Genomic DNA, 25859 nt, shown 5'->3' with positions numbered 1-25859 from the left:
CGTCACTGCGCGCCGCTCTTCCTTCGCGAACGCGCCACGTCCAGGTCTTCACATAGCTGCTTCGCCCCTTGCGCGATGCGCGGCGCCGGGCGGTTGATCAGATCGCCGTCGATGGCGAACAGATTGTTGCTCGCCACGGCTTTCAAACCCGGCCATGCTCGCCAGGTGTCGAGTTGCGGCAAAGTCGTGTCGGGTTTGGTCGCGCCGGGCGCGGCGGTGACGATCGCTTCCGGATTGGCGGCGAGTACCGCTTCGGTCGACACCGTCGGCACCAGCGGTTCCAGTTTCGCAAACACGTTGCGGCCGCCGCACAGCGCAATGACGTCACTGATCATGTGCTCGCCGTTGAGCGTCATCAACGGTTGATCCCATACCTGGTAGAACACGCTGACAGGCGGCCGGCTCGCATACCGCGTTCGCAACTGCGCGATGTCCTGACGGAACGCAGCCGCCGCGGCATCGGCGGTGGGCGAGGTGCCGAGCAACTGTCCAAGTCTGGTCAGCGCCACGGCGACGTCGTCGAGATGATGCGGCTCGCTGAAGAACAGCGGCACATGCATCTCGCGCAGACGATCGAGTTGACGCTGCGCATTGCCATGCCGCCACACGACGATCAGATCGGGCTTCAACGCGACGATGCGTTCGAGGTCGAGCGCCTTGTTGTCGCCGACGCGCGGCAGTTGTTTCGCTTCAGGCGGATAGTCGCTATAGGACACTGCGCCGACCAGTTTCGTACCGCCGCCCGCGGCATAGAGCAGTTCGGTGACGTGCGGCGCGAGGCTGATCACGCGTTGTGCGGGAGCGGGCAGGGTGACGGTCGCGCCGGTGTCGTCGGTGACGGTGATCGCGGCGTGCGCGTGCAACACGCTAGCGAAGAGCGCGGCGGCGATGGTGAAGCGGGGGAGTCGAATCATTGGGCGCTGACGCCGTCGATAACGCGCATGCTATCGCGCAAACTTTCGTCGAAGCGCGTCCATTCAGCCTCGTTCGCCGGCAGGCCGAAGCGCACGCTGCCGTTCGCCGTGAACAGCCGCGTCCACACGCCGCGTTGTGCCAACTCATCATGCAACGCGGCGGCGCGCGCATCGGCGCACCACGCGAACAGTGGCGTGCTGCGCGTGGCAAGACCTTGCGCATGCAACAGGTTCACGAGACGCGCGCTGTCGGCAGCGAGCCGGGCACGCATTTGCCGTTGCCACGTTTCGTCTTCGAATGCGGCTTTGACTGCATGACGAGCCGGACCGCTGACAGTCCACGCGCCGAGCGCACGGTGCAATGCATCGAGCAACGCCGGCGCGCCGAGTACGAAGCCCGCGCGAACGCCGGCCAGGCCGAAGAATTTCCCCGGCGAGCGCAAGACGATCAAGCCGTTGCGATCGGTGCATGCCGCGAGCGACGCCGAAGGCATCGTATCGGCAAAGGCCTCGTCGACCAGCAGCGTGCCGCCGCGCGCGTTCAATTGCGCGTGCCATTGCAGCAGCTTGCCGGCGCTCAGATGCTCGGCAGTCGGATTGTTCGGATTGACGATAACCACGTGAGTGAGCGTATCGGGCAAGGTCTCGCACGACACATCCAGCGGCAAAACCTGATGTCCGGCACGCTGGAATGCGGGCGCATATTCGCTGTACGTGAGCGGTGCAATGCCGATCGTCGCGCGTGGCAGCAACGGCGGCAGCGCTCGAATCGCCGCCTGGCTTCCGGCGACGGGCAGCACATGCGCGGCATCGGGCGCGCCGTAGTAACGCGCGGCGCAGGCGGCGAAGCCGTCGCCTTCGTCGGGCAGGCGGCGCCATGCATCGGCGGGAACGGGCGGCACCGGGTAGCCGTGCGGATTGATGCCGGTCGACAGATCGAGCCACTGCGCGTACGGAATGCCGTAGCGCGCGGCAGCTTCGTGCAGATTGCCGCCGTGGACCACCGCGCTGGAATCGACCTGGAGATCAGCTATGCGCTCATTCATGTGCTCATTTAGGTGATCAACCATGGAAAGGCACGCTCAGCAAAGCCAGCACGATCAGCACCGCCAACCACAGAATGACCGTGCGCTCGACCAGCATCAGCGCCGCCGTTACATGACCGGCGTTCGCGGGCTGTCCGGCACCGAGCGTCGGCCTGTGTTCGAGTGCGCCGTGATAAACCGCCGGGCCGCCGATCAACACGTTCAGACTGCCCGCGCCCGAGGCCATCACCGGCCCGGCGTTCGGGCTGTCCCAGCGCGGCGCCTGCTCGCGCCAGCAACGCCACGCAGTGCGCGTGTCGCCGAGCAGCGCGTAGCTCGCCGCGGTGAGGCGCGCGGGAATCCAGTTGAGCACATCGTCGAGGCGTGCGGCGGCCCAGCCGAAGCGCAAATAACGCGGCGTGCGGTAGCCCCACATCGCATCGAGCGTGTTGGCCAGACGAAAACCGAGCGCGCCCGGGCCGCCCGCGATCGCGAACCAGAACAGCGCGCCGAAGATCGCATCGTTGCCGTTTTCCAGCGCCGATTCGACGGCGGCGCGAGACAGCGCGGCTTCATCCGCATGCGCGGTTTCGCGCGACACGATGCGCGCGGTCAGCAAGCGCGCGTGCGCGAGATCGCGTTGCGCCAACGCCTGCGCGATCGGCGCGACGTGATCGTGCAGACTGCGCGCGCCGAGTGCGAACCACAGCAACGCGACATGCACGGCACAGGCCGCGAAAAACGGCAGCACGCTGACCAGCCACCATGCGATCAACACCGGCGGCATGACCGCCAGCGACCACGCGAACAGACCCTTGGGCCGCAAGCGCCGGCCGGTGTTGTAGCGCGCTTCGAGGCGCATCGCGAGTTTGCCGAAGCCGACCAGCGGATGCGCGATGCGCGGCTCGCCGAACCAACGGTCGACGGCGACACCGGCGGTCGCCAGCGTGACGATCATGGGGAGCGACAGCATCACGTGCGGCCTGCCGTTTTCAGCGCGAGCGGCAGACCCGCGACCATCATCGTGACCTGCGTGCTCAATGCGGCGATGCGTTGATTGAGCCGCCCGAGTTCGTCGACATAGAGACGCGTGGCCGCGCCGAGCGGCACCACACCCAGGCCGATTTCATTGCTCACCACGATGATCTTGCCTTTGGCATTCAGTAGCGCGGCCTCGAACGCCGCGAAATGCGCTTGATAGCGATCGATGGGCAAACCGTCGTCTTCAGGCGGACACAATAAGTTGGCGAGCCACAGCGTCAGGCAGTCGATCAGGATGCAGTGGTCAGGCGCATCGATTTGCGTCACGGCACCGGCGAGATCGACCGGCGCTTCCAGTAACTGCCAGTGCACCGGACGCCGCTCGCGATGATGCGCGATGCGCGCGCTGAACTCGGCGTCGTCGGTCACGCGCGCGGTGGCGATGTACGTGACGGGGAGTGCGCTGTCGTTCGCAAGCTGTTCGGCGTGCACGCTCTTGCCCGAACGGGCGCCGCCGAGAACGAAGGTGAGGTCGCGGGAAATCATCGCGTGATTGTACCGGCGCGCACCCGCTCCCGGCGCGATGGGATAATGCCGCGTTCGAATCGCTTCATTGCTGCTTCATAGCCTTCCCATCGCTGAGCCCAATTTCCCCGTGACCACCACTTCGATCGTGCATGACGATGTACCCGTGCCGCGCGGCACGCTGATGATTCAGGGCACCACGTCCGATGCGGGCAAGAGCACGCTGGTCGCCGGCTTATGCCGGCTCGCGCGGCGCGCCGGCGTGCGGGTCGCGCCGTTCAAGCCGCAGAACATGGCGCTCAACAGCGCGGTGACGATCGACGGCGGCGAGATCGGCCGCGCGCAGGCCTTGCAGGCGGTCGCCGCGGGCATTGCCGCGCACACCGACCTCAATCCGGTGCTGCTCAAGCCGACCAGCGACCGCGGCGCGCAGGTGATCATCCACGGCAAGGCGCGCATGAATCTCGATGCGCGCGCATATCACGACTACAAGCCGGTCGCGTTCGAGGCGGTGCTGGACTCGTATGCGCGCTTGCAAGCGGCGTATGACACGATTTTCGTCGAAGGCGCGGGCAGTCCCGCTGAAATCAATTTGCGCGAGCGCGATATCGCCAACATGGGTTTCGCCGAAGCGGTCGATTGCCCGGTCGTGCTGGTGGCCGATATCGATCGAGGCGGCGTGTTCGCGCATCTGACCGGCACGCTCGCGTGTTTGTCGGCGAGCGAGCAGGCGCGTGTGCGCGGCTTCATCATCAACCGTTTTCGCGGTGACGTCAGCTTGCTGAAGCCCGGCCTCGACTGGCTCGAGGTGAAGACCGGCAAGCCGGTGCTCGGCGTCGTGCCGTATCTGCACGGTCTGACGCTCGACGCGGAAGACATGCTGCCGCCCGAACTGCGTGCAGCGCACAGCGGTGACGCCGGGCGCATGTTGCGCGTGGTCGTGCCGGTGCTGCCGCACATCAGCAATCACACCGACTTCGACGCGCTGCGCGCCCATCCGCAAGTCGATTTTCATTACGTGAGAAGCGGCACACCGCCGCCGCCGGCGGATCTGATCATCCTGCCGGGCTCGAAGAACGTGCCGGGCGATCTGGCGTTTCTGCGCGCGCACGGCTGGGACTCGGTGCTGCAGCGGCATCTGCGGTACGGCGGCCGTGTGATCGGCATTTGCGGCGGTATGCAGATGCTCGGGCGCGAAGTCGCCGATCCGCACGGTGTAGAAGGCGCGCCGGGCACACTCGCGGGCCTCGGCTGGCTCGATTACTCGACCGTGCTGACGCGCGAGAAAACGCTGAAGAACGTGACCGGGCGCCTCGCCTTGCCGGGCGCGCCCGAGGTGGCCGGCTACGAAATCCATATGGGCGCGACGCAAGGCCCGGCGCTGGCTTCGCCCGCGCTGCAATTGGGCGAAGCGCAAGACGCGCATCCCGATGGCGCAATCTCTGCCGATGGCCAAATTCTCGCCACCTACGTGCACGGCCTGTTCGACACGCCGGCCGCTTGCGCCGCGCTGCTGGCGTGGGCGGGTCTGAGCGACGCCGAGAAAATCGATTACCCGGCGCTGCGCGAAGCTTCGCTGGATCGGCTGGCCGATACGCTGGCGGCGCATCTCGATCTGCCGAAACTCTTCTCTGCAATTGGTTGATCTGTGTCGGCTCGCCGACGCAGATTAAATCTTGGTAGGAAATAATCAAAGCGTCATAGACGGTTTTTCACCCGCTGGGGTTCGAATAAAGTCTTTTGCATCGACGGCGGAAATGCGCCGCCTCTCTCCAAAGGACTGACATGACCTCGAACCGCTCCGCCGATCTGGCCGCTTTACTGCTTCGCCTTGCCCTGGGGGTCCTATATCTCGCGCACAGCCTGCAGAAGATTTTCGTTTTCACGCTGCCCGGCACGGCGCAGTTCTTTGTATCGCTCGGCCTGCCGGGTTGGCTCGGCTACCTGACGGCGTTTGTCGAACTGATCGGCGGCATCGCGCTGCTGCTTGGCTTGCAGGTCCGCTGGGTCGCGCTGGTGCTGCTGCCGTTCATGCTCGGGGCGATGTCGGCGCATCTGCATAACGGCTGGGGTTTCGCGTCGCCGAACGGCGGCTGGGAATATCCGGCCTTCTGGGCGGTGACGCTGGCCGTGCAGTCGCTGCTCGGTGGTGGCGCGTTCGCGTTGAGCGGGGCGAAGGCGCCGCGCGCCCTGGCCGCTTGATGCGTTTGGGCGGCCGCCAGGCCGCCAAGCAGCTCCGGCGGTCCGCCGGATAATGAAAAAGCACGCGCCGTGAGGCCGCGTGCTTTTTTTATCGCGCTACGGTGCGCCGCGTCATTCAGTCAATACAACACCATCTGCGTGCAGCGAAACAGCGCCATCGTCTTGCCGTTCGGATCGGTGACGGTGGCGTCCCACACTTGTGTGCTGCGCCCCAGATGCACGCCCTTGGCGACCGCGCGGATCGTGCCTTCGGTAGCGGTGCCGAGAAAATTGCTTTTCAACTCGATGGTCGTGAAATTGCGCGCCGTTTCCGGCAAGTGCGCGAGGCACGCGTAGCCGCAAGCGGTGTCGGCGAGGCCGATCACGGTGGCCGCGTGCAAAAAGCCGTTCGGCGCGAGCAATTCGCTGCGCACGGTCAATTCAGCGGTCAAACTCCCTTGTTCCAGTTCGAGAACATGCACGCCCAGCAAGCCGGGCAGCTTGCCCCGCTGGCGCTCGTGCAGGCGGTCGATGGTGTATTCCGGGCGTAGTTTGCTCATGAGATTCGGGTCCTCGATGGAAAAATCGGCTGTCGCGGGCCGTCGATTAGCCGTTCGGGGGCTTCGGCCCTGATGCATTTGTCGATATTATCAACGGCTAGACCGGCAGGTGGACCTGAAACCTGTGCGGATCAGGACACACCGGCGCAACTCAGAGCAAAAAGCGCGGCAAACCGGCTGGCAGCGCCAGCCTTCTTCCCGGGAGAATTCATGACGGTGATCGTGGTGGCGAATCCGAAGGGCGGCGTGGGCAAAAGCACGCTGTCGACCAATCTGGCGGGCTATTTCGCGGCGGCCGGCGAATGGGTCGCACTGGCGGACCTGGACAGGCAGCAGTCCTCGAACGCGTGGCTGTCGCTGCGGCCCTCCACGCTGCCGCCTATCGAAACCTGGGAGGTCAACCAGGATGCGCCCGCGAGGCCGCCCAAGGGACTCGAGCACGCGGTGATCGACACGCCGGCCGGGTTGCATGGCAATCGTCTGACTATCGCGCTGGATCTGGCCGACAAGGTGATCGTGCCGTTGCAGCCGTCGCTGTTCGATATTCTCGCCACCCAGGACTTTCTCGAGCGCCTGGCGAAGGAAAAAGCGGTCCGGAAGGGCGCGATCGAGATCGGCGTGGTCGGTATGCGGGTCGACGCGCGTACGCGCTCAGCGGAGCAGCTGCATCGTTTTGTCGAAGGGTTGAAGCTGCCGGTGCTGGGCTTTCTGCGCGATACCCAGAATTACGTGCAACTGGCCGCGCACGGCCTGACCTTGTGGGATGTAGCGAAAAGCCGCGTGGAGAAGGATCTGGAGCAATGGCAGCCGATCGTCGAGTGGACAAACGGGGCCAGCAAGAAGGACTGACGCGAGCTAGCAGGCGGCACGGCCGCCCGCTGCATAGAACCGTGTGATGGACGCGAGACTTACGTCCAGTTCTGGGTCGGCACGTGGTCGCGGCTGCCCTTGATCTTGTTGTTGTCGTCGACGAACACCAGATCCGGCTTCCAGCCTGCCTTCAATTCCGCTTCATCGACCACCGCGAATGCCGCGATGATCACCAGATCGCCCAGCTGCGCGCGCCGCGCCGCCGAACCGTTCAGCGAAATCATGCCGCTGCCGCGTTCGCCCTTGATCGCGTAGGTCGAGAAACGTTCGCCGTTGTTGATGTTCCAGATGTCGATCCGTTCGTTTTCGACGATATTCGCGGCTTCGAGCAAATCTTCGTCGATCGCGCACGAGCCTTCGTAGTGCAGCTCGCAGTGCGTGACCGCGACGCGGTGGATCTTCGACTTCAGCATGTTGCGTTGCATGACCAATCCCTTGTGGCTTTTTATGCGCCTTTGCGCAGACCAAGACGGCGTCAGATTCAGATTTCGAGGTTGTCGATGAGGCGAGTGGCACCGAGCCTGGCGGCGGCCAGCACGACCAGTTGCGCGTCCGTGTCCTGCGCGCCCGGCGGCAGCAGGTTCGAGCGCTTGCGTACCGCGATGTAATCAGGTTGCCAGCCGCGCGCGGCGAGAGTCGCCATCGCCGCCTGTTCGAGTTTCGCGAAGTCGCGTTCGCCCGAGAGCACAGCATCGCGCACGCGATTGAGCTCGGCGGCCAGCATCGGCGCTTCGGCGCGCTCGGCGGCTTGCAGATAGCGGTTGCGCGAGCTGAGCGCGAGGCCGTCGGTGTCACGCACCGTTTCCGCGGCGATGATGTCCGTCGGCAGCGCGAACTGATGGCACATGCTGCGCACGATCATCAGCTGCTGGTAATCTTTCTTGCCGAACACCGCGACGCGCGGCTGCACGCACGACATCAGCTTCATCACCACCGTGCAAACGCCCTGGAAGAAGCCAGGCCGGAATTCGCCTTCGAGAATGTCGCCCAGATCGTGCGGCGGATGCACTCGGTACTCCTGCGGCTCCGGATACAGATCTTTTTCCGTCGGTGCGAACAGCACGTAGACGTTTTCCTTCTGCAGCTTTTCGATGTCGGCTTCGAGCGTGCGCGGGTATTTGTCGAAATCCTCGTTCGGGCCGAACTGCAACCGGTTGACGAAGATACTCGCCACCACCGGATCGCCGTGCTGACGTGCAAGACGCATCAGCGACAGATGGCCCTCGTGCAGATTGCCCATCGTCGGCACAAAGGCGGTGCGATTCTGGCCGCGCAACTGGTCGCGCAATTCATGGATCGAGCTGATGACTTTCATGATCGGACGGGGGTTTCCTCGCACGGCGCGAGGCTCGGTTGGCGCAAAACACAGGTTTTCACGCGTCCCGCGGCCTCACTGGTAATGACAGGTTCGAAGCGCGGGATTGTAGTGGATTTGTGGCGGGGGCGCACCGAAACGAGGCGTTTCCGGCCGTTGTGGCGCATGGCGGCCCCGGTTTGCGGCGTCAGGCCGGCAGATAAGCAAGCCGCACGTAGATCGGTGCGAACGGTTCGGCCTGGGTGATTTCGATCAGCGATTCGCGGCACAGCTCCAGCATCGCGATGAAATTTACCACCACGACCGGCACGCCTTTGCTCGTGTCGAACAGGTCGGAGAACTCCATGAAACGCGAGTTTTGCAGGCGCCGCAAGATCGTGCTCATGTGCTCGCGCACCGACAGCTCTTCGCGCGAGATCTTGTGATGCTGGACCAGCTTGGCGCGCTTGATCACGTCGGCCCACGCGGCGCGCAGGTCTTCGCTGTTCACATCGGGAAAGCGCGGCGTGATGCTCTGTTCGATATAGACATCGGCGCGCAGGAAATCGCGGCCAAGCTGCGGCAGATGGTCGATGCGCTGCGCGGCGAGTTTCATCTGCTCGTATTCGAGCAGGCGGCGCACCAGCTCCGCGCGCGGATCTTCGGCTTCTTCGCCGCTATCGGCTTTCTTCACCGGCAGCAGCATGCGCGACTTGATCTCGATCAGCATCGCCGCCATCAGCAGATACTCGGACGCGAGTTCGAGATTGGTCTGGCGCAACTGGTCGACGTAGCCGAGATACTGCACGGTGACGTCCGCCATCGGGATGTCGAGCACGTTGAAGTTCTGCTTGCGGATCAGGTAGAGCAACAGATCCAGCGGACCTTCGAACGTTTCGAGAAACACCTCGAGCGCGTCCGGCGGAATGTACAGATCCGTGGGCAGCTTGAAGAGCGGCTCGCCGTACAGGCGTGCGAACGCAATGCCGTCGACCGTGTCGGGCGTGGAATCGGTGGCGGGGGCGGCAAGCGCGGCGTTGGCGGGAGCCGGCGTTGCGCCGCGGGCCTCGTCGGCGTGACTCACGCGCTTAGAAGTTTTGATAGTACGAGTAAGGCGTCTGCTCTACGCGCGAGGCTTTCTGCTCGGCGCGTTCTTCGAGGTCGATCGGCTGTTTGTCCCACAGCAGCGACCGGCCACGGCGCTGTTCAGCTTCCAGATTCGGTTTTTGTTGCTTGAGCTGGTTCAGGAACTGGGTGATGTCCGATTGATACATGGCTCGACGTCCGTGATGGGTGAAATGGCGGCTGTTCTGCAGGCCCCTGACAGGAACCCGCAAGGCTACCGCTTTGACTTCGCGATTTTACCGCAAGCGCCGCGCGTGGACGAAAAACGGCGGCAGGCGCGCAAAAAACGCCCGGAACCCGCGCGGCGGCGACGCGTCAAAGGCGGGCGCGCCACCGGCTTGGGGGCGTGTGCACCATGACGGGGGCCACGCGCAGCGCGGCTTGCGCGCCGTCTGGCCATTGGCGCGAGCGCGCTTCCAATAGATCGCGCGGCCTCGCCGATGTGGTCAAATAGCGAGTTTCGGCCGCCATGGCGAGCCCGAGCGAAATAATTCACTAACCACGGCCGGAGGTCCTGTTTGGCGGGATGTGCGATCGAAACGCCGCGTGTGCGGCGCGCTAAAGCCAACGCGGCCAACGCGGCCGATGCAGCCGGTGCGCAGTGCAGGCGCATGGCGCCCATTCGGCGTTGGCTGCGCGCGTGGCTGGCGTTCGGCATCGTCCTGCTGACGTTGGCTGCCGCCGACGTGCATGCCGCGCGTGCCAGCGCCAGCTACAAGGTCGATATCGAGGCTTCGCCGCGCTCGCTGCGCAAGCTGCTCGAAGCGCATCTGGACATTGCGCGCTTCGCCAGGCGCGCCGACATCAGTGAGGACCAGTTCGAGTTCCTCATCACTGCGACCCCGCAGCAGGTGCGCGATCTGACCGCCACGCAAGGCTATTTCACGCCGGTCGTACGCACCGACGTGCGCACCGTCGACGGCAAGAAGCACGTCACGGTGAGCGTCGATCCCGGGCCGCAAACCGTCATCTCGTCGATTTCGCTGTCGTTTCGCGGCCCGGTGCTGACCGAAGATCCGGCGCAGGAAAATGCCGCGCGCTTCGCGTTTTCGCTGCATGAAGGCGATCCGTTCTCGCAAGGCGATTGGGACGACGCGAAAAACGCGTCGCTCAGGGCGCTGCAGGCGCGCCGCTATCTGGGCGCGAAGACTTACCACTCCGAAGCGCGTATCGACCCACGCACGCACGACGCAAAGCTGTCCGTCACCTATGACAGCGGGCCGACCTTCACGATGGGCAAACTCGACGTGTCCGGCACGCGGCGCTATCCGGAGCAGATCGTCGATAACGTGAATCCGATTTCGGTCGGCGATGTCTACGATGTGCAGCGCGTCGCCGAGTTGCAGCGGCAGTTGCAGAACACGCCGTATTACGCGAGCGTCGCCATCGATGTGGATAGCGATCCGGCCAAACCGGTCGAGACGCCGCTGCATGTGAAGGTGTCGGAATATCCGTACAACAGCATACGCGGCGGGGTAGGCTACTCGACCGACAACGGTCCGCTGATCCAGGGCTCGTATTCGTATCTCGACACCTTCGGCAAGGCCTGGCCGTTCACGATCGCCGGCCGCATCGACCAGGTTCAGCAGTATGGGCAAATCCAGCTCGCGATGCCGCCGGGGCCGCGTGCGTGGACCAATAGCGTGTTGGCGTCTTACACCACCACCAATGTTTCCGACACGCGCATCTACAGTCTTCGTGGCGGCGTGCAACGGGCCCGCACGTCGCAATTCATCGACTACAACTATTCGATCCTCTTCTACCAGGACCGGCTCGACCAGAACGCGATTGCGCCGACTACCAGCCGCGCGCTGGTGCCGTCGTGGTCTTGGACCCGCCGCGATACCGACGACCCGCTGTTCCCGCGTTCGGGCAATCTGATTCACGTGGAAGCGGGTTTTGCGGTCAAAGGCGCGCTGACCGATCAGACGTTCATACGCGGCTACGCCCGCGGCCAGCAGTACCTGCCGATCGGCAAGGAAGACCTCGTGCTGTTCCGCGCCGAGCTCGGCGGCGTGTTCACGAGCGGCAGTTCGAGCGGCATTCCGGCTTCGCTGCTGTTCCGTGCGGGCGGCTCGAATTCGATTCGCGGCTACAGCTATCAGAGCATTGGTAATAACGTCGCCGGTTCGGTGCTGCCGACCAAATATCTGGTCACCGCGGCGGCCGAGTATCAGCACTGGTTCAGTCACGATTGGGGCGCGGCCGCGTTCTTCGACGTCGGCACCGCCACCGATACCTGGGGCGAGAAAGTCTTTTATCCTGGCGTCGGCGTGGGCGCGCGTTGGCGCAGCCCGGTCGGGCCGGTCAACATCGATGTCGCTTACGGGATTCGCAACAGGAGCGTGCGGCCATATCTGACGCTCGGCATCGCTTTTTGATGGAAACCTGCATTCACATGAACCACGCATGACCACGGACGTTTCCGCTCAACCACCTGCGCAGCCGCCCGGCGATCACCCGCCGGGGCAGCAACCTTCTGCGCCGCCGCCTAAGCGCCGGCCCGTGCGGTTGCTGTTGAAAACGCTTGCGTGGACGGTCGCGGTGCTGGTGCTGCTGGTCGCGGTGGCGATTGGCCTGCTGTACGGCGCGCTGACAACCGAGCGCGGCACCGGCTATGCGTGGCACGCGGCCGTCAAGCTGCTCGGCGGCAGGCTGACGGGCACGCTGGAAAGCGGCACGCTCGCGCGCGGCGTGCAACTGCGCCAGGTGCGCTGGCGCAGCCTCGACGGCAGCGGCACCGATATCCAGATCGACCGCGCGGCCGGCCGTTGGGCGCTCACTGGCGAGCCCTGGCGCTTCGCGATCGACTATCTGCATGTCGGTACGATCGACGCGCGGGTGGGCTCGTCGTCGACCAGCAGCGGACCGCTGACGCTGCCGCAAGACTTGCGTTTGCCGCTGCAACTCGACATCCGGGACGTGCAGGTGGAGAAGCTGCTGTTGCGCCAGGGCGCGTCGACTACCGAGTTGTCCCGCTTCGTCTTTCATGGCCGCAGCGACGGGCGCCATCACGAGGCCGCGGTCGACCGGCTCGACACGCCGTTCGGCGCAGTGACCGCGGCGGCGAAGCTCGACGGTGTGCGGCCGTTTGCGCTGACCGGCGACATCGGCTATTCGGGCAAGGTCAACAACGAGCCGGTGCAGGTCGGCGGGCATCTGACCGGCTCGCTCGAAACATTGGTCGCCGAGCTGGATGCGAGCGGCATGAAGCTCGCCGGCCATGCGCAGATCGAGGCGACGCCGTTTGCGGACGTGCCGCTGCAACGCGCGACGCTCACTTTCGATCACGTCAACCCACAGGCGTTTGCGCCCGGCGCGCCGCTGGCCGATCTGGCGGTGCGGGCAGAGTTGCAGCCGGTTGGGCGGGATGCGGCGGGTGCGGTGGTGTTGGGCGCGGCAGCGGCTAGCGGTGTGAATGCAGCGGCGAGTTCCACCGGCGCTTCCGGCGCAGCAAGCGCAGCGGTCAAAAACGGCAAAGGCGGCGTCAACACCGAGGCGTCGCCGAAAGCCGCCTCGGGATTCGCGGTGGCCGGCCAGATTTCGATCGTCAACGCCAAACCCGGCGCGATCGACCAGGACCTGCTGCCCGTGATCGACGCCCGCGCCGATGTGCGCCTTGACGCCCAGGCGCAGCGCATCTCCAACCTGAACGTGCGGCTCGTGAAGAGCGCCACACTTTCCGGCGGCGGCGCGCTGACTGGCAAGCGCGGTCAGTTCGATCTGCAAGTCGCCGGGCTCGATCTGAACGCGCTCGAAGCGGCCGTGCGGCCGACGCAGCTTTCCGGTCCCATCGGCATCCGTCTGAACGACGACGTCCAGAGCATTACCCTCGATCTCGCCGACCCGAAAGCGGCGTTGCGCGCCCAGGGCAAGGTGACGTTCGATCCCGCGCGGATGAGCTTCAACGACGTGCGCGTCACGTCGGGCAAGGGCCGTATCGACCTATCCGGCGCGCTCAAGCACGACGCGAATTCCACCTACAACCTGAAAGCGCAACTGACCGATTTCGATCCGCTGACGCTGACGTCGCAAATGCCGTCGCGCACGCCGGAGACTGGCCCGGCAAACAATGTCAAAGGCGCGCAAGGGACGGCAGGCGCGGCAAGCACGGCCGGTGCGAAAAGCGCAGCGCCCGGCGACAAAGTTGCCGCCGCGGCAAAGAACACCGCCAGGGCCGCGGTGAGCGCGAAGCCCATCCAACACAAAGCGCCGCCGAAGCGCGGCGCGCCACCTGCCCGCAAGATCGAAGCGCGTGTGACCGGTACGCTGACGGCGGCCGGCGTACTCGGTCCGACCTTTACCACCAAGGCCGAATTCAAACTGGGCCCGAGCGTCTACGATGACCTGCCGTTGACCGGTGGCGGCACGGTCCAGCTAGCCGGCTCGCGGATTCTGCCGAGCCGCGCGAATCTGTCGGTGGCCGGCAACCAGGTCGATCTGCAAGGCAGCTTCGGCGCCCGCGGCGACCGGCTGCGGTTTCGCGTCGATGCGCCGCAACTGGAGCGCCTCGGCTTCGGCCTCGCGGGTCTCGTCGCGGCGGATGGCGACGTTACGGGCTCGTTCGCGCATCCGAACGTCGTGCTGAACTACAAGGCCGACAGCGTGACGTTCGGCACCAACCGGATCGGCCATGCGGAAGGCCACGCCGAACTGCGCGACGGCGCGAACGGCGCGCTCGTCTTCACCACGGACGCGCGCAATCTGAGCGCGGGCGGCGTCGATCTGACCACGCTCACGGCGCGCCTGTCCGGCACGCGTGCGAACCATACGCTCGAGGCGGCGGCCACCGGCAAGCTGCAGGACCGTCCGCTCGATCTGACGCTCGCCGCCAACGGCAAGCTGACCGAAGCACGCGACGGCACGCGCTGGGACGGCACCGTCGGCCGCCTGCAAAACCGCGGCACGCCGGCGCTCAATCTCGAGTCGCCGCTGGCCGTCAGCGCCGGGCCGAACCGCGTCACCTTGGGCGCGACGCGTCTCACGCTCGAAGGCGCAGTGCTGAACCTCAAATCGTTCGTCCTCGACCACGGCAGAATCCAGTCGGCGGGCAGCTTGACCGGCATTTCGCTGGCGCGCTTGCAGGACCTGCGGCGCGAGATCACCGGCGCGCCGCCGGCCGTCAAAACCGATCTGGTGTTCGACGGCGACTGGGACTTCGCGCTCGGCAGTACCGCGAGCGGCCACATCCAGCTGAAGCGCCGCGGCGGCGACGTCACGGTCGAAATCGGCCGCGGCCTCGCGTCGCTGGGCATTACCGATATGACCGCGCGCGCCGAATTCAGCGGCGGCAACCGGCTCAACGCCACCGTGCATGCGCAGGCCAGCCGGATCGGCGTGATCGAGGCCGACGCGCATACCACGCTGGTGATGCGCGACGGCTTCCTGGCCGTCAACGAAGAGGGCGCGCTGAACGGCAACGTGAACGCGAACGTGCCGTCGTTGAAAACGACCGGCGGCCTGTTTGGCCCGAGCTATCTGCTCGACGGCCACCTCGCGCTCAAGCTCGCGCTCGGCGGCACGGTCGCCAGGCCGAATCTGTCCGGCTCGCTGCTCGGCGACGGGCTGTCGGCGACGATGGTCGATCAGGGCGTGCAACTGAAAGACGGGGTGATGCGCATTGCGCTGTCAGAAAATCTGGTGGACTTCCAGCAGGTCGAATTTCACGGCGCTAGCGGCACGTTGCGCGCGACCGGCCGCGTGCGCCTGGATAGCGCGCAGCCCGATCTGAGCGCCAGCATTGTCGCCGACAAGCTGGAACTGTTTGCCGCACCCGACCGCAACTTGTCGCTGTCAGGCAGCGCGAGCGTCGCGAACGCGGGGCCGCAGGGCGGCATGGCGATCAACGGCAAGTTCGCGGTCGATCACGCGCTGTTCGACATGCCGGAGCAGTCCGCGCCGAAGCTCGGCGACGACGTGGTGGTGGTGCGCCCGGACGGCACGGTGGCGGGCGAGCGGCCGGCCCCGGTGGCCGGCACCGACAAGCCGATCGGCCCGTTCGCGCCGCGCGCCAACATCGACATCAGTCTCGGCAACAACTTCCGCTTTCGCGGCCAAGGCGCGGACCTGGGCCTGACCGGCACGATTACCGCATTGAGCGCACCGAATCTGCCGCTGCGCGCCGTCGGCAATGTTCGCGTGACGCCTGGTTCGACCTACACCGCGTTCGGCCGCAAGCTCGGTATCGAAAACGGCTTCTTCACGTTCAACGGACCGGTGGCCAATCCAGGCATCAACATCCTTGCGATGCGCCGCAATCAGCAGGTCGAGGCGGGCGTGCAGGTAACGGGCACGATCCAGACTCCGGTCGCGAAGCTGGTGTCGGAGCCGAACGTGCCGGACAACGAAAAGCTCTCCTGGCTGCTGTTCGGCCATGGCACGGATCAGGGTAATAACCTCGGTCAGCAAAGCACCATGACGACCGCGCTTGCGTTGCTCGGCAGCGCGAGCGGCAAACGGATCGCGCAGACTGTCGGGCTCGACGAGTTTTCGATTGGCCGAAGCGAAGTCGGGCTGACCGACCCCCAGGTGGTGATGGTGTCGAAGGCGATCAACGAGTGGCTCGTGATCGGCTACGAGCAGGGGCTGCAGTCGGCGAGCAATGCGATCAAGGCGACGGTCAACCTGACGCGGTATTGGTCGGTTGCGGCCTACGGCGGCACGTTCGACGGTATCGCTCTGCTTTACACACGGCGCTACGACCGGATCCGGTGGTGATGGTGGATTAAGCAAAACAACGGCATAAAAAACGGCACGCCTGTTACAGCGTGCCGTTTTTGTTTGAGGCTGAAGCGTTCGACGCCGCGCTTTTTACTTCACGCGCATGCCCGGCTTCGCGCCGCTGTCCGGTTCGAGCACGTACAGGCCAGGTTCCGCTTTCTCATCAGTGGCCGATGCCGCCAGCACCATCCCTTCGGACAGGCCAAACTTCATTTTGCGCGGCGCGAGATTCGCGACCATCACCGTCAGCTTGCCGACCAGTTGCTCCGGCTGATACGCCGACTTGATGCCCGAGAACACGTTGCGCGTTTTCTCTTCGCCAATGTCGAGCGTCAGTTGCAACAGCTTGTCCGACCCCTCGACCGCCTTGCAGTCGACGATCTTCGCGACGCGCAAATCGATCTTGGCGAAGTCGTCGATCGAGATGACGTCGGACGTTTCGTCCTTGTCGGCGGGGGCTGCTTTCGCTTTCGACTTGGTCTTCGCGTCAGCCGGCACGCCGGCTTCCGGCGTGGCTTGCAGCGAATCGCGATTGGCCGCCAGCAGCGCTTCGATCTGCTTCGGATCGACGCGCGTCATCAGGTGCTTGTACGCGTTGATTGGACGCGCCGAACTCAACGGCACATGTGCGTCGGCCCACACCAGCGGCTCGATGCCGAGGAAGCCTTCGACCGCTTCGGCCAGCTTCGGCAACACCGGCTTCAACGCCAGCGACAGCAGACGGAACGCCTCGACGCTCACGCTGCACGTCTCATGCAGCGCAACCGCGTTGGCAGGGTCTTTCGCCTGATCCCACGGCTTGGCGGTGTCGACGTAGGCATTGACCGTGTCGGCCAGTTCCATGGTCTGGCGCAGCGCGCGGTTGTATTCGCGCGCTTCGTAGTTCGCGGCGATCTGCGGCACGGCGGCGCGTAGCGTGGCGAGCAGCGGGTGCTGCATTGCGCTGTCCTGCACGCGGCCGTCGAAACGCTTGATCAGGAAACCTGCCGCGCGGCTCGCGATGTTCACGTACTTGCCGACCAGATCGCTGTTCACGCGCGCCTGGAAGTCGTCGAGGTTCAGGTCGAGGTCTTCCATCGTGCTGTTCAGCTTGGCCGCGAAGTAATAGCGCAGCCATTCCGGGTTCAGGCCGGTGTCGATCACGCTTTGCGCCGTGATGAAGGTGCCGCGCGACTTCGACATTTTCGCGCCGTCCACCGTCAGGAAGCCGTGCGCGAACACGTTGGTCGGCGTGCGGTGGCCCGAAAACTCGAGCATGGCCGGCCAGAACAGCGTGTGGAAATACAGAATGTCTTTGCCGATGAAGTGGTACTGCTCGGCTGTCGAACCCTTGCGAACCCAGGCGTCGAAATCGAGGCCGCGCTTGTCGGCAAGATTCTTGAAGCTCGCGTAATAGCCGACCGGCGCGTCCAGCCACACATAGAAATACTTGCCCGGCGCGCCCGGAATTTCGAAGCCGAAATACGGCGCGTCGCGCGAGATGTCCCAATCGGCGAGCCTGGCTTCGCCGGCGTCGCCGAGCCATTCGCGCATCTTGTTGGTCGCTTCCGGTTGCGCCAGACCGCCCACCCACGCGCGCAGGAAATTCTCGCAGCGCGGATCGGACAGGCGGAAGAAGTAGTGCGTCGAGGTCTTGCGAATCGGCGTGGCGCCCGAGACGACCGAATACGGATTGATCAGCTCGGTCGGCTGGTAAGTCGATCCGCATACTTCACAGCTGTCGCCGTACTGGTCTTTCGCGCCGCACTTCGGGCATTCGCCCTTGATGAAGCGATCCGGCAGGAACATTTCCTTGACGGGGTCATACGCCTGTTCGATGTCGCGCGCCTCGATCAGACCGGCTTCTTTGAGCGCCATGTAGATCGATTCGCTCTGGACGCGGTTTTCCTCGGAATCGGTCGAGTAGTAATTGTCGAACGAAATCCCGAAGCTGTCGAAATCGCGCGTGTGCTCTTGCCAGACGCGGTCGATCAGCTGCTTCGGCGTCAGACCTTCTTTTTCCGCGCGCAGCATGATCGGCGTGCCGTGCGTGTCGTCGGCGCCCACGTAATAGACCTCGTGCCCGTGCATTCGCAACGTCCGGACCCAGATATCCGTCTGGATATATTCGACCAGATGGCCGATATGGATTTGCCCGTTCGCATACGGAAGGGCAGACGTGACGAGAATCTGGCGACGGCCCGACGGCGCGCCTGCGGAGAGATCGGTTGCGGGTGCTGACATAAGGATGGTGGGAGCCTGCGGTGGGACGAAAGGTTGATTCTAGCAGGGCAGGCGCGCGGCGCGGGCAGGCTGGGTCGCGGCTGCCGGCAGAGTTGGGGGCGAAGTTATATAAACCGGGCGCCCAAAAAAAACCGGGGCTATTAACCCCGGAGCAACAACGACAAGAGGAGAATGGTGACGCGGCGGCATAGCCAGCCACGTACCGTAGAGACAGACAGCGGATTTTCGGCAGAGTTCGAAATTTTTTTCGAACTCGCTTGAGAACTGCCTTCGTCAGATTTCTACGGCGCTCCGGACGCCGGCCGATTAAGCGTAAAAGGGCCCGGCGCCCGGCTGATTCAGCCCCCTCGAGCCTTGTTCTTATTGCGTTGTGTGCTGAGCCGTAGCGCGCAGATAGATTTCCACGCGACGGTTTGCCGCGCGGCCGGCTTCGGTGTTGTTGTCGGCGATCGGCTGGTTCTGGCCCATGCCTTGTGCCGACAGGCGCTGCGGCGCCACGCCGCGTTGGGCCAGGTAGCCCGTCACGCTTTCCGCGCGGTTGACCGACAGCGTCTGGTTGTAAGCCGGCTGGCCCGTGCTATCCGTGTGGCCGACCACCTGGGCGATCAGTTCCGGATTCTGGGTCATGGTCTGCGTCAGCTGATCCAGCACCGGCGCGAACGATGGCTTGACCGCGTAGCTGTTGGTGTCGAAGGTGACCGAACTCGGGATGTTCAGCTTGAGCGAGCCGTCCGGCTGCTCGGTGATCTGCGTGCCGGTGCCCTTGGTGGCGCCCGACAGCTTGTTGTGAATGGCTTGCCAGTTATAGCCGGTGATACCGCCGACCGCAGCGCCGACCCCCGCGCCGATTGCCGCGCCCTTGCCACCGCCGAAGATCGCGCCGATTGCCGCGCCGGTACCGGCGCCTACGCCCGTGCCGACTGCCGTGTTAGTGCCCTGCTGGGTCGCGCAGCCTGCCAGCAACGAACCGGCGACGGCGAAGACAGCCAGGCGAGTCATGATTTTTGCATTCATTTTGATTCCTCTCTTGAGTGAAGCGAGTAAAGCAGCGATTAGCGCCAACTATAAGCGGCGAGAGTTGCGCTAGTAAAAACGGCCAGCACGACAACCGCGGAATCCTGGGCCCTTCTCAGTCCGGTCCGACAGCTCAGAAGGGTCTTCCGGCAAGGCTTGGCGCCAACCACTACAATGATGACAGAAGTGCGCAGCGATGCGACCCCATGGCGTTCCGCCTGCCCGAAGGGTGCCCGGCATACCTGGTTTTCGCAATCCTGTCTAACAATTTCTTTCAAATTCCGGCGTGTGGCCGAGGCTTCGATTCTGCCGCGCCGCAAGTGTTCCCCACGGAGTGTCAATGAGTATCGATCGGGCTTTGGTCGACGCTGCCCTCGCGGCCGTCGCTGACCCCAATACCGGCCGACCGTACGCGGCCGCCAAGAACATCAAGAACGTGGCTGTGGAGGGTGACACGGTTAGCGTCGACGTGGTACTCGGCTATCCGGCCGCGCGCCAGTTCGAAGCCATCCGCACGCAGTTCGCGGATGCGCTGCGAGCCGTGCCTGGCGTCGTCGACGCGCGCGTCCAGGTGTCTCAGCAAATCGCTGCGCATACAGTGCAACGTGGCGTAAAACTATTGCCGAACGTTAAAAATATCGTCGCGGTGGCATCGGGCAAAGGCGGGGTCGGCAAGAGCACGACCGCCGTGAACCTGGCGCTGGCGCTGGCGAGCGAAGGCGCATCGGTCGGCGTGCTGGATGCCGACATCTACGGCCCGTCGTTGCCGATGATGCTGGGTATCGTTGGCCGCCCGGAGTCGCCCGACGGCAAGTCGATGAGCCCGATGACCGGTCACGGCATGCAAGCCAACTCGATCGGTTTTCTGATCGAGCAGGACAATCCGATGGTATGGCGCGGCCCGATGGCGACCTCCGCGCTCGAACAGCTGCTGCGGCAGACCAATTGGGAAGATCTCGACTATCTGATCGTCGACATGCCGCCGGGCACCGGCGACATTCAGCTGACCTTGTCGCAGCGCGTGCCGGTGACGGGCGCCGTGATCGTCACGACGCCGCAGGACATCGCGCTGCTCGACGCCAAGAAGGGCCTCAAGATGTTCGAGAAGGTCGGCATTCCGATCCTCGGTATCGTCGAGAACATGGGCATGCATATCTGCTCGAATTGCGGCCACGAAGAGCATATCTTCGGCGCGGGCGGCGGCGAGCGGATGGCGAAGGATTACGGCGTCGAGGTGCTCGGCAGCCTGCCGCTCGATATTGCGATTCGCGAGCAGGCCGACTCGGGCCGGCCGACCGTCGTGGCCGACCCCGAAGGGCGCATCGCGGAGATCTATCGGTCGATTGCGCGCAAGGTCGCGGTCCATATCGCCGAGCGGGCTCGCGATATGACGTCGAAGTTTCCCAACATCGTCGTGCAGAACACCTGAGCAGTCGTTCGGACGGGGGCGCAAGGCGTCAATTTGCGCCTGCTCTCGCGGTATCATGTCGGCTTCACAAGTTCGGCTCGGCGGCCGCAGGGGCGGCCGCCAGGCCGACAAGAGGATCGCATGGGAAAACGAATCGACGGGCAGGCGGTGCATGCGTTCATTGTCCTGGCTGCCAGCAGTGTGCTGTTATGCGGCTGCAGCGCCTTCCTGAGACCACAGGAAAAGCGCGCCGACGCGCAGTTGCTGCCCACTGTGGGCAACCAGGCGCGCGGGCTCGTGACGTTTATCGAGCGCTCGGACGGCGTGCAGGTCACCTATAACCTGACGGGCTTGCCGCCCAATAGCGACCATGCCTTGCAAGTGCATGAACGCGGCGACTGCAACGCCGCCGACGGCTCCAGCGCCGGCCAGGTGTTCTCGCCGGCCGCTGAGCGCCTGAAGGCGGGTGCGCGGGCCGAGGGCGACCTCGGCAATATTCACGCGGACGCGAACGGCGTGGCCACCGGCTTCATCGTCGCGCCGGATGTGTCGCTCGACGGCATCCGGTCGGTGTTGCAACGCGCCGTACTGCTGCATCACGACGCCACGGATCCCTATGCCTATCCGCAACATGGCGCAGGCCCCGCGCTCGCATGCGGGTTGATCCGTCAATGACGCGCCTATGAGCGTCAGTCATGCATGCCGCTTGCATCGCTGGCGCGCGGATGGCCGTTCCGCCGCCCGGCGGCAGGCTCCGGACACGAATCGGGCCGCTATCAGGCCACACCCGCGGCAGCATTCTCTCAATCGCGTAAAATAAGCGGCTTTCGTTGGGGGCGCCTGGCCCGGGGCGCGTAGCCGGGGCGCCTGCCTCAACAGCGCTCCGCGGTCCGTCACCCGCAGTTGCCCGGTAATTACCGGTTTGTTACCCGTCACACATCTGTCACCCACGTCGAGCAGCGTTTACCTATGACCATCAAATCCGACAAGTGGATCCGGCGCATGGCCGCGTCGCACAACATGATTGAGCCGTTCGCGCCCGATCAGATCCGCGTCTCCGAAGACGGCCGGAAGATCGTCAGCTACGGCACATCGAGCTACGGCTACGACATTCGCTGCGCCGACGAATTCAAGATCTTCACCAACATCAACTCGACCATCGTCGATCCGAAGAATTTCGACGAGAAGTCGTTTGTCGACTTCAAGGGCGACGTCTGCATCATCCCGCCGAATTCGTTCGCGCTGGCCCGCACGGTCGAGTATTTCCGCATTCCGCGCAGCGTGTTGACCGTGTGTCTGGGCAAATCCACGTATGCGCGTTGCGGGATCATCGTCAACGTGACGCCGTTCGAACCGGAATGGGAAGGCCACGTCACGCTCGAATTCTCAAATACGACACCTTTGCCTGCGAAAATCTACGCGAACGAAGGCGTCGCCCAGGTGCTGTTTTTCGAAAGCGACGAGATTTGTGAAACGTCGTACGCGGATCGCGGCGGCAAATATCAAGGTCAGCACGGCGTCACGTTGCCCAAGACGTGACGTCGGCAGCGCACTGACCCACCAGCTATTCGGGTGACCGCTGCCTGGTCGAAAGCAGCGGTCGTTCTTTTTGGAGAATCGCCCATGAAGTTTCGTTTTCCCGTCGTCATCATCGACGAAGATTTCCGCTCCGAGAACATCTCGGGTTCCGGCATCCGGGCTTTGGCCGAAGCAATCGAGAAAGAAGGCGCGGAAGTGCTCGGGTTGACGAGCTATGGCGATCTGACTTCGTTCGCGCAGCAGTCGAGCCGCGCGTCGTGCTTCATCCTGTCCATCGACGACGACGAACTGCTGCCGTACGTCGATAACGTGGTGGTGGAAGGCGAAACGCCGGAGCTGGCTGCCGCGATCATTGCGTTGCGCGCGTTCGTGACCGAAGTGCGCCGCCGCAACGCCGATATTCCGATCTTCCTGTACGGCGAAACGCGCACTTCGCGCCATCTGCCGAACGACATCCTGCGCGAGTTGCACGGCTTCATCCACATGTTCGAGGACACGCCGGAGTTTGTCGCGCGCCACATCATCCGCGAGACCAAGGTGTATCTGGATTCGCTCGCGCCGCCGTTCTTCAAGGAACTGGTGCAGTACGCGGATGAAGGCTCCTATTCGTGGCATTGCCCGGGGCACTCGGGCGGCGTCGCGTTCCTGAAGAGCCCGCTCGGCCAGATGTTCCACCAGTTCTTCGGCGAAAACATGCTGCGTGCCGACGTGTGCAACGCCGTCGACGAACTCGGCCAGCTGCTCGACCATACCGGCCCGGTTGCCGCGTCCGAGCGCAACGCCGCGCGCATTTTCAGCGCCGACCACGTGTTCTTCGTGACCAACGGCACGTCGACCTCGAACAAGATCGTCTGGCACGGCACGGTCGCACCCGGCGACATCGTGCTGGTGGACCGCAACTGCCACAAGTCGATCCTGCACGCGATCACGATGACCGGCGCGATTCCGGTGTTCCTCACGCCGACGCGCAACAATTTCGGCATCATCGGCCCGATTCCGCGCAGCGAATTCGAGCCGGAAAACATCCGCAAGAAGATCGAGGCGAATCCGTTTGCCCGCGAAGCGCTCGCGAAAAACCCGAATCTCAAGCCGCGCATCCTGACCATCACGCAGAGCACGTATGACGGCGTGATCTACAACGTCGAGATGATCAAGGAAATGCTCGGTGATTGGCTCGACACGCTGCACTTCGACGAAGCCTGGCTGCCGCACGCGGAGTTCCACGAGTTCTATCAGGACATGCATGCGATCGGCGCGGGCCGTCCGCGCATCGGCGCGCTGGTGTTCGCCACGCACTCCACGCACAAGCTGCTGGCCGGCATTTCGCAGGCGTCGCAGATCGTCGTGCAGGATTCGAAGAACAGCCGCTTCGACAAGCATCGCTTTAACGAGGCGTATCTGATGCACACGTCGACCAGCCCGCAGTACGCGATCATCGCGTCGTGCGACGTGGCTGCCGCGATGATGGAAGCGCCGGGCGGCACCGCGCTGGTCGAAGAGTCGATCGCCGAAGCGCTCGATTTCCGCCGCGCGATGAGCAAGGTCGACGCCGAATACGGCGACGACTGGTTCTTCAAGGTGTGGGGCCCGGACCAGTTCGCCGAAGAAGGCATCGGCTCACGCGAAGACTGGATGCTGCGCCCGAACGACCCGTGGCACGGTTTCGGCCCGCTCGCCGAAGGCTTCAACATGCTCGACCCCATCAAGGCGACCATCGTCACGCCGGGTCTGGATATGGACGGCGGCTTCGGCGAGTCCGGCATTCCGGCCGCGATCGTCACGAAGTATCTGGCCGAGCACGGCATCATCGTCGAGAAGACGGGGCTGTATTCGTTCTTCATCATGTTCACGATCGGCATCACCAAGGGCCGCTGGAACTCGATGGTCACTGAACTCCAGCAGTTCAAGGACGACTACGACAACAACCAGCCGCTGTGGCGCGTGCTGCCCGAGTTCGTCTCGCATCATCCGATGTACGAGCGCGTCGGCTTGCGCGATCTGTGCGAGCAGATCCACAGCGTCTACCGTGCGAACGACATCGCGCGTCTGACGACCGAGATGTACCTGTCGAGCATGGAACCGGCGATGAAGCCGTCCGATGCGTTCGCCAAGCTCGCGCACCGCGAGATCGACCGGGTACCGATCGACGAACTCGAAGGCCGCGTCACGTCGATTCTGTTGACGCCGTATCCGCCGGGCATTCCGTTGCTGATTCCGGGCGAGCGCTTCAACAGGACCATCGTCAACTATTTGCGTTTCGCGCGCGAATTCAACGAGCGCTTCCCGGGTTTCCATACGGACATCCACGGGCTTGTCGGCGAAACCATCAACGGGCGCATCGAATACTTCGTCGATTGCGTGCGCGCCTGACGATGCGGATGGCGAAGTTCCTGCTTGCGATTGACGGCTGGCGTCGCGCGGTTTCCGCGCTGGCGCTGGCGTCGATGGCGGTGCTCGGCACGGTGCCGCTCGCGGCGCACGCCGAAGTAGCCGCCGCCGATCCGATTGACGCGGCGATGCGTACGTGTCTTGCGCGTAGCGACATGTCGTCGACGGCGGGGCAGGTGCAGTGCATGGACAACGCGCGGATCGGTTGGAAGGCCGCGTTGGACAACGCGTGGCAGCAGCTTCAGCCGAAGTTGTCACCCGCGCAGCGCAAGCAGTGGGAAAAGAGCCAGGCGCGCTGGCAGGCCTCACGCGATGCTGAGAAGCAACTGCTGGCGGCAGTGTTCGCGACGACGCATGGCTCGATGTATGTGCTGGCCGAGGCCGATATGCAGTTGCAGCCGGTGCGGGATCGGGCGCTCGCGTTGCGGAGCGCGGTGGCTAAGGCGGGTTCTGGCGCCGACGCGCCGCGTCGTCTGCGTGCCTGTACTGCGGACGCGCATTGCGAACATGCGATGTTCGATTTGAATCGTTATTATCGTCGCTTGCAGGTGAAGATGCCTGCGCATTTGCGTCCTACGCTCGTGCGCGCGCAGAAGGCGTGGATGGCGTATCTCGATGCTACAACGCCGTTGATTGATGAGCGTGGCCGCATCGATGTTATTGGTGCGAGGGTCGCGACGGTTAAGCGGTTGTCGGAGACAGTTGGGAATGATTGAATTCGCCATGCGGCGGTGGTCTTTGCTTTAGTCTCCTTGCCTGTGCGGCGCTTGTGTCTGTGTGCCTGCGGCGGTGGCCTTTCCTTGATTTGTTATTGGTTTATTAGCGTCGCCCCTGTGCGGGGCAGGCACTTACTTTCTTTGCCGCCGCAAAGAAAGTAAGCAAAGAAAGCGGCTTCACACCGCTAATTCTTAAGCGGGTCCCCTGGCTTGGAGGAGGCAGTGGAGCATCTGGAATCGGTGTCCTCGCACATTCAGCCCTGGTGACAAGGCAGTCATACTTCCGGCGGCGCTACGCGCGCCGTGGCGGTACTTCTCAAAACCGATGGGGCGTATGCGCCTCCGGCATCATCCTTCCCGCCTCGCACTGCGTGCT

21 protein-coding genes are annotated in these 25859 nt (G+C 64.2%); 10 read left to right on the top strand and 11 right to left on the bottom strand.

Translation table 11 applies throughout. The annotated features are described in order from the left end of the window. Positions 1-2: 2 nt before the first annotated feature. Genes WN982_RS16175 through cobU form a run of 4 tightly spaced genes read right to left on the bottom strand, consistent with a single transcriptional unit; the run spans position 3 to position 3466 of the window. Entirely contained in the window at positions 3-914 is a 912-nt protein-coding gene (locus WN982_RS16175) for a cobalamin-binding protein (RefSeq protein WP_341312940.1), read from the bottom strand. Continuing rightward, positions 911-1960: a threonine-phosphate decarboxylase CobD gene (cobD, locus tag WN982_RS16170; RefSeq protein ID WP_341312939.1), complete on the bottom strand. Its 1050-nt coding sequence runs from the start codon at positions 1958-1960 to the stop codon at positions 911-913. The genes WN982_RS16175 and cobD overlap by 4 nt, the downstream gene beginning before the upstream one ends. A 16-nt stretch (positions 1961-1976) precedes the next feature. Continuing rightward, entirely contained in the window at positions 1977-2912 is a 936-nt protein-coding gene (gene cbiB, locus WN982_RS16165; RefSeq protein ID WP_341312938.1) for an adenosylcobinamide-phosphate synthase CbiB, read from the bottom strand. Further along, positions 2912-3466, bottom strand: a complete 555-nt coding sequence (gene cobU / locus WN982_RS16160; protein WP_341312937.1) for a bifunctional adenosylcobinamide kinase/adenosylcobinamide-phosphate guanylyltransferase — start codon at positions 3464-3466, stop codon at positions 2912-2914. The genes cbiB and cobU overlap by 1 nt, the downstream gene beginning before the upstream one ends. Before the next feature lie 163 nt (positions 3467-3629). On the opposite strand from cobU, the gene WN982_RS16155 reads away from it, so the two are divergent. Together WN982_RS16155 and WN982_RS16150 are read left to right on the top strand one after the other, a co-directional pair. Next, positions 3630-5090 carry a cobyric acid synthase gene (locus WN982_RS16155; RefSeq protein WP_341315813.1) on the top strand — a complete coding sequence of 487 codons (1461 nt, stop codon included), beginning with the start codon at positions 3630-3632 and terminating at the stop codon, positions 5088-5090. 140 nt (positions 5091-5230) lie between these two features. Continuing rightward, positions 5231-5647 carry a DoxX family protein gene (locus WN982_RS16150; RefSeq protein ID WP_341312936.1) on the top strand — a complete coding sequence of 139 codons (417 nt, stop codon included), beginning with the start codon at positions 5231-5233 and terminating at the stop codon, positions 5645-5647. Between the two features lie 119 nt (positions 5648-5766). Here WN982_RS16150 and WN982_RS16145 read toward each other — a convergent pair whose 3' ends face one another. Continuing rightward, on the bottom strand, positions 5767-6186 hold the full coding sequence (locus tag WN982_RS16145) for a PaaI family thioesterase (protein ID WP_341312935.1): 420 nt from the start codon (positions 6184-6186) through the stop codon (positions 5767-5769). 210 nt (positions 6187-6396) lie between these two features. Here WN982_RS16145 and WN982_RS16140 point away from each other — a divergent pair, with 210 nt between their 5' ends. Then, positions 6397-7035: a ParA family protein gene (locus WN982_RS16140; RefSeq protein WP_341312934.1), complete on the top strand. Its 639-nt coding sequence runs from the start codon at positions 6397-6399 to the stop codon at positions 7033-7035. Positions 7036-7094: 59 nt separating this feature from the next. Here the strand turns inward: WN982_RS16140 and panD are convergent, their stop codons facing one another. From panD to WN982_RS16120, 4 genes are all read right to left on the bottom strand, one after another. Continuing rightward, positions 7095-7481, bottom strand: a complete 387-nt coding sequence (gene panD, locus WN982_RS16135; RefSeq protein ID WP_012432059.1) for an aspartate 1-decarboxylase — start codon at positions 7479-7481, stop codon at positions 7095-7097. Positions 7482-7537: 56 nt separating this feature from the next. After that, positions 7538-8371: a pantoate--beta-alanine ligase gene (gene panC, locus WN982_RS16130; protein ID WP_341312933.1), complete on the bottom strand. Its 834-nt coding sequence runs from the start codon at positions 8369-8371 to the stop codon at positions 7538-7540. A gap of 187 nt (positions 8372-8558) precedes the next feature. Beyond that, entirely contained in the window at positions 8559-9434 is an 876-nt protein-coding gene (locus WN982_RS16125) for a ScpA family protein (RefSeq protein ID WP_341312932.1), read from the bottom strand. Between the two features lie 4 nt (positions 9435-9438). Beyond that, positions 9439-9624 carry a DUF3460 family protein gene (locus tag WN982_RS16120; RefSeq protein ID WP_054035105.1) on the bottom strand — a complete coding sequence of 62 codons (186 nt, stop codon included), beginning with the start codon at positions 9622-9624 and terminating at the stop codon, positions 9439-9441. A gap of 369 nt (positions 9625-9993) precedes the next feature. On the opposite strand from WN982_RS16120, the gene WN982_RS16115 reads away from it, so the two are divergent. Then, positions 9994-11856, top strand: a complete 1863-nt coding sequence (locus WN982_RS16115; protein WP_341312931.1) for an autotransporter assembly complex family protein — start codon at positions 9994-9996, stop codon at positions 11854-11856. Positions 11857-11884: 28 nt separating this feature from the next. Continuing rightward, a complete protein-coding gene (locus WN982_RS16110) occupies positions 11885-16192 on the top strand; it encodes a translocation/assembly module TamB domain-containing protein (protein ID WP_341312930.1) in 4308 nt (1435 codons plus the stop codon). A gap of 93 nt (positions 16193-16285) precedes the next feature. Here WN982_RS16110 and metG read toward each other — a convergent pair whose 3' ends face one another. Together metG and WN982_RS16100 are read right to left on the bottom strand one after the other, a co-directional pair. Next, a complete protein-coding gene (gene metG, locus WN982_RS16105; protein ID WP_341312929.1) occupies positions 16286-18418 on the bottom strand; it encodes a methionine--tRNA ligase in 2133 nt (710 codons plus the stop codon). Positions 18419-18778: 360 nt separating this feature from the next. Further along, on the bottom strand, positions 18779-19432 hold the full coding sequence (locus tag WN982_RS16100) for an OmpA family protein (protein WP_341312928.1): 654 nt from the start codon (positions 19430-19432) through the stop codon (positions 18779-18781). 340 nt (positions 19433-19772) lie between these two features. On the opposite strand from WN982_RS16100, the gene apbC reads away from it, so the two are divergent. From apbC to WN982_RS16075, 5 genes are all read left to right on the top strand, one after another. Continuing rightward, on the top strand, positions 19773-20861 hold the full coding sequence (apbC, locus tag WN982_RS16095; protein WP_341312927.1) for an iron-sulfur cluster carrier protein ApbC: 1089 nt from the start codon (positions 19773-19775) through the stop codon (positions 20859-20861). A 120-nt stretch (positions 20862-20981) separates the two neighbouring features. Beyond that, complete coding sequence (locus tag WN982_RS16090) at positions 20982-21515, top strand: superoxide dismutase family protein (RefSeq protein WP_341312926.1); 534 nt, start codon at positions 20982-20984, stop codon at positions 21513-21515. Between the two features lie 294 nt (positions 21516-21809). Continuing rightward, positions 21810-22379, top strand: a complete 570-nt coding sequence (dcd, locus tag WN982_RS16085) for a dCTP deaminase (protein WP_341312925.1) — start codon at positions 21810-21812, stop codon at positions 22377-22379. A gap of 84 nt (positions 22380-22463) precedes the next feature. Beyond that, entirely contained in the window at positions 22464-24749 is a 2286-nt protein-coding gene (locus WN982_RS16080; RefSeq protein ID WP_341312924.1) for an arginine/lysine/ornithine decarboxylase, read from the top strand. A gap of 2 nt (positions 24750-24751) precedes the next feature. After that, positions 24752-25483 (top strand): lysozyme inhibitor LprI family protein, encoded by a 732-nt coding sequence (locus WN982_RS16075; protein ID WP_341315812.1) that lies wholly within the window; start codon positions 24752-24754, stop codon positions 25481-25483. Positions 25484-25859 lie beyond the last annotated feature (376 nt).

The organism is Paraburkholderia sp. IMGN_8 (genome assembly GCF_038050405.1).
Taxonomy (GTDB): domain Bacteria; phylum Pseudomonadota; class Gammaproteobacteria; order Burkholderiales; family Burkholderiaceae; genus Paraburkholderia.
This window is presented reverse-complemented; position numbering and strand designations above follow the sequence as displayed.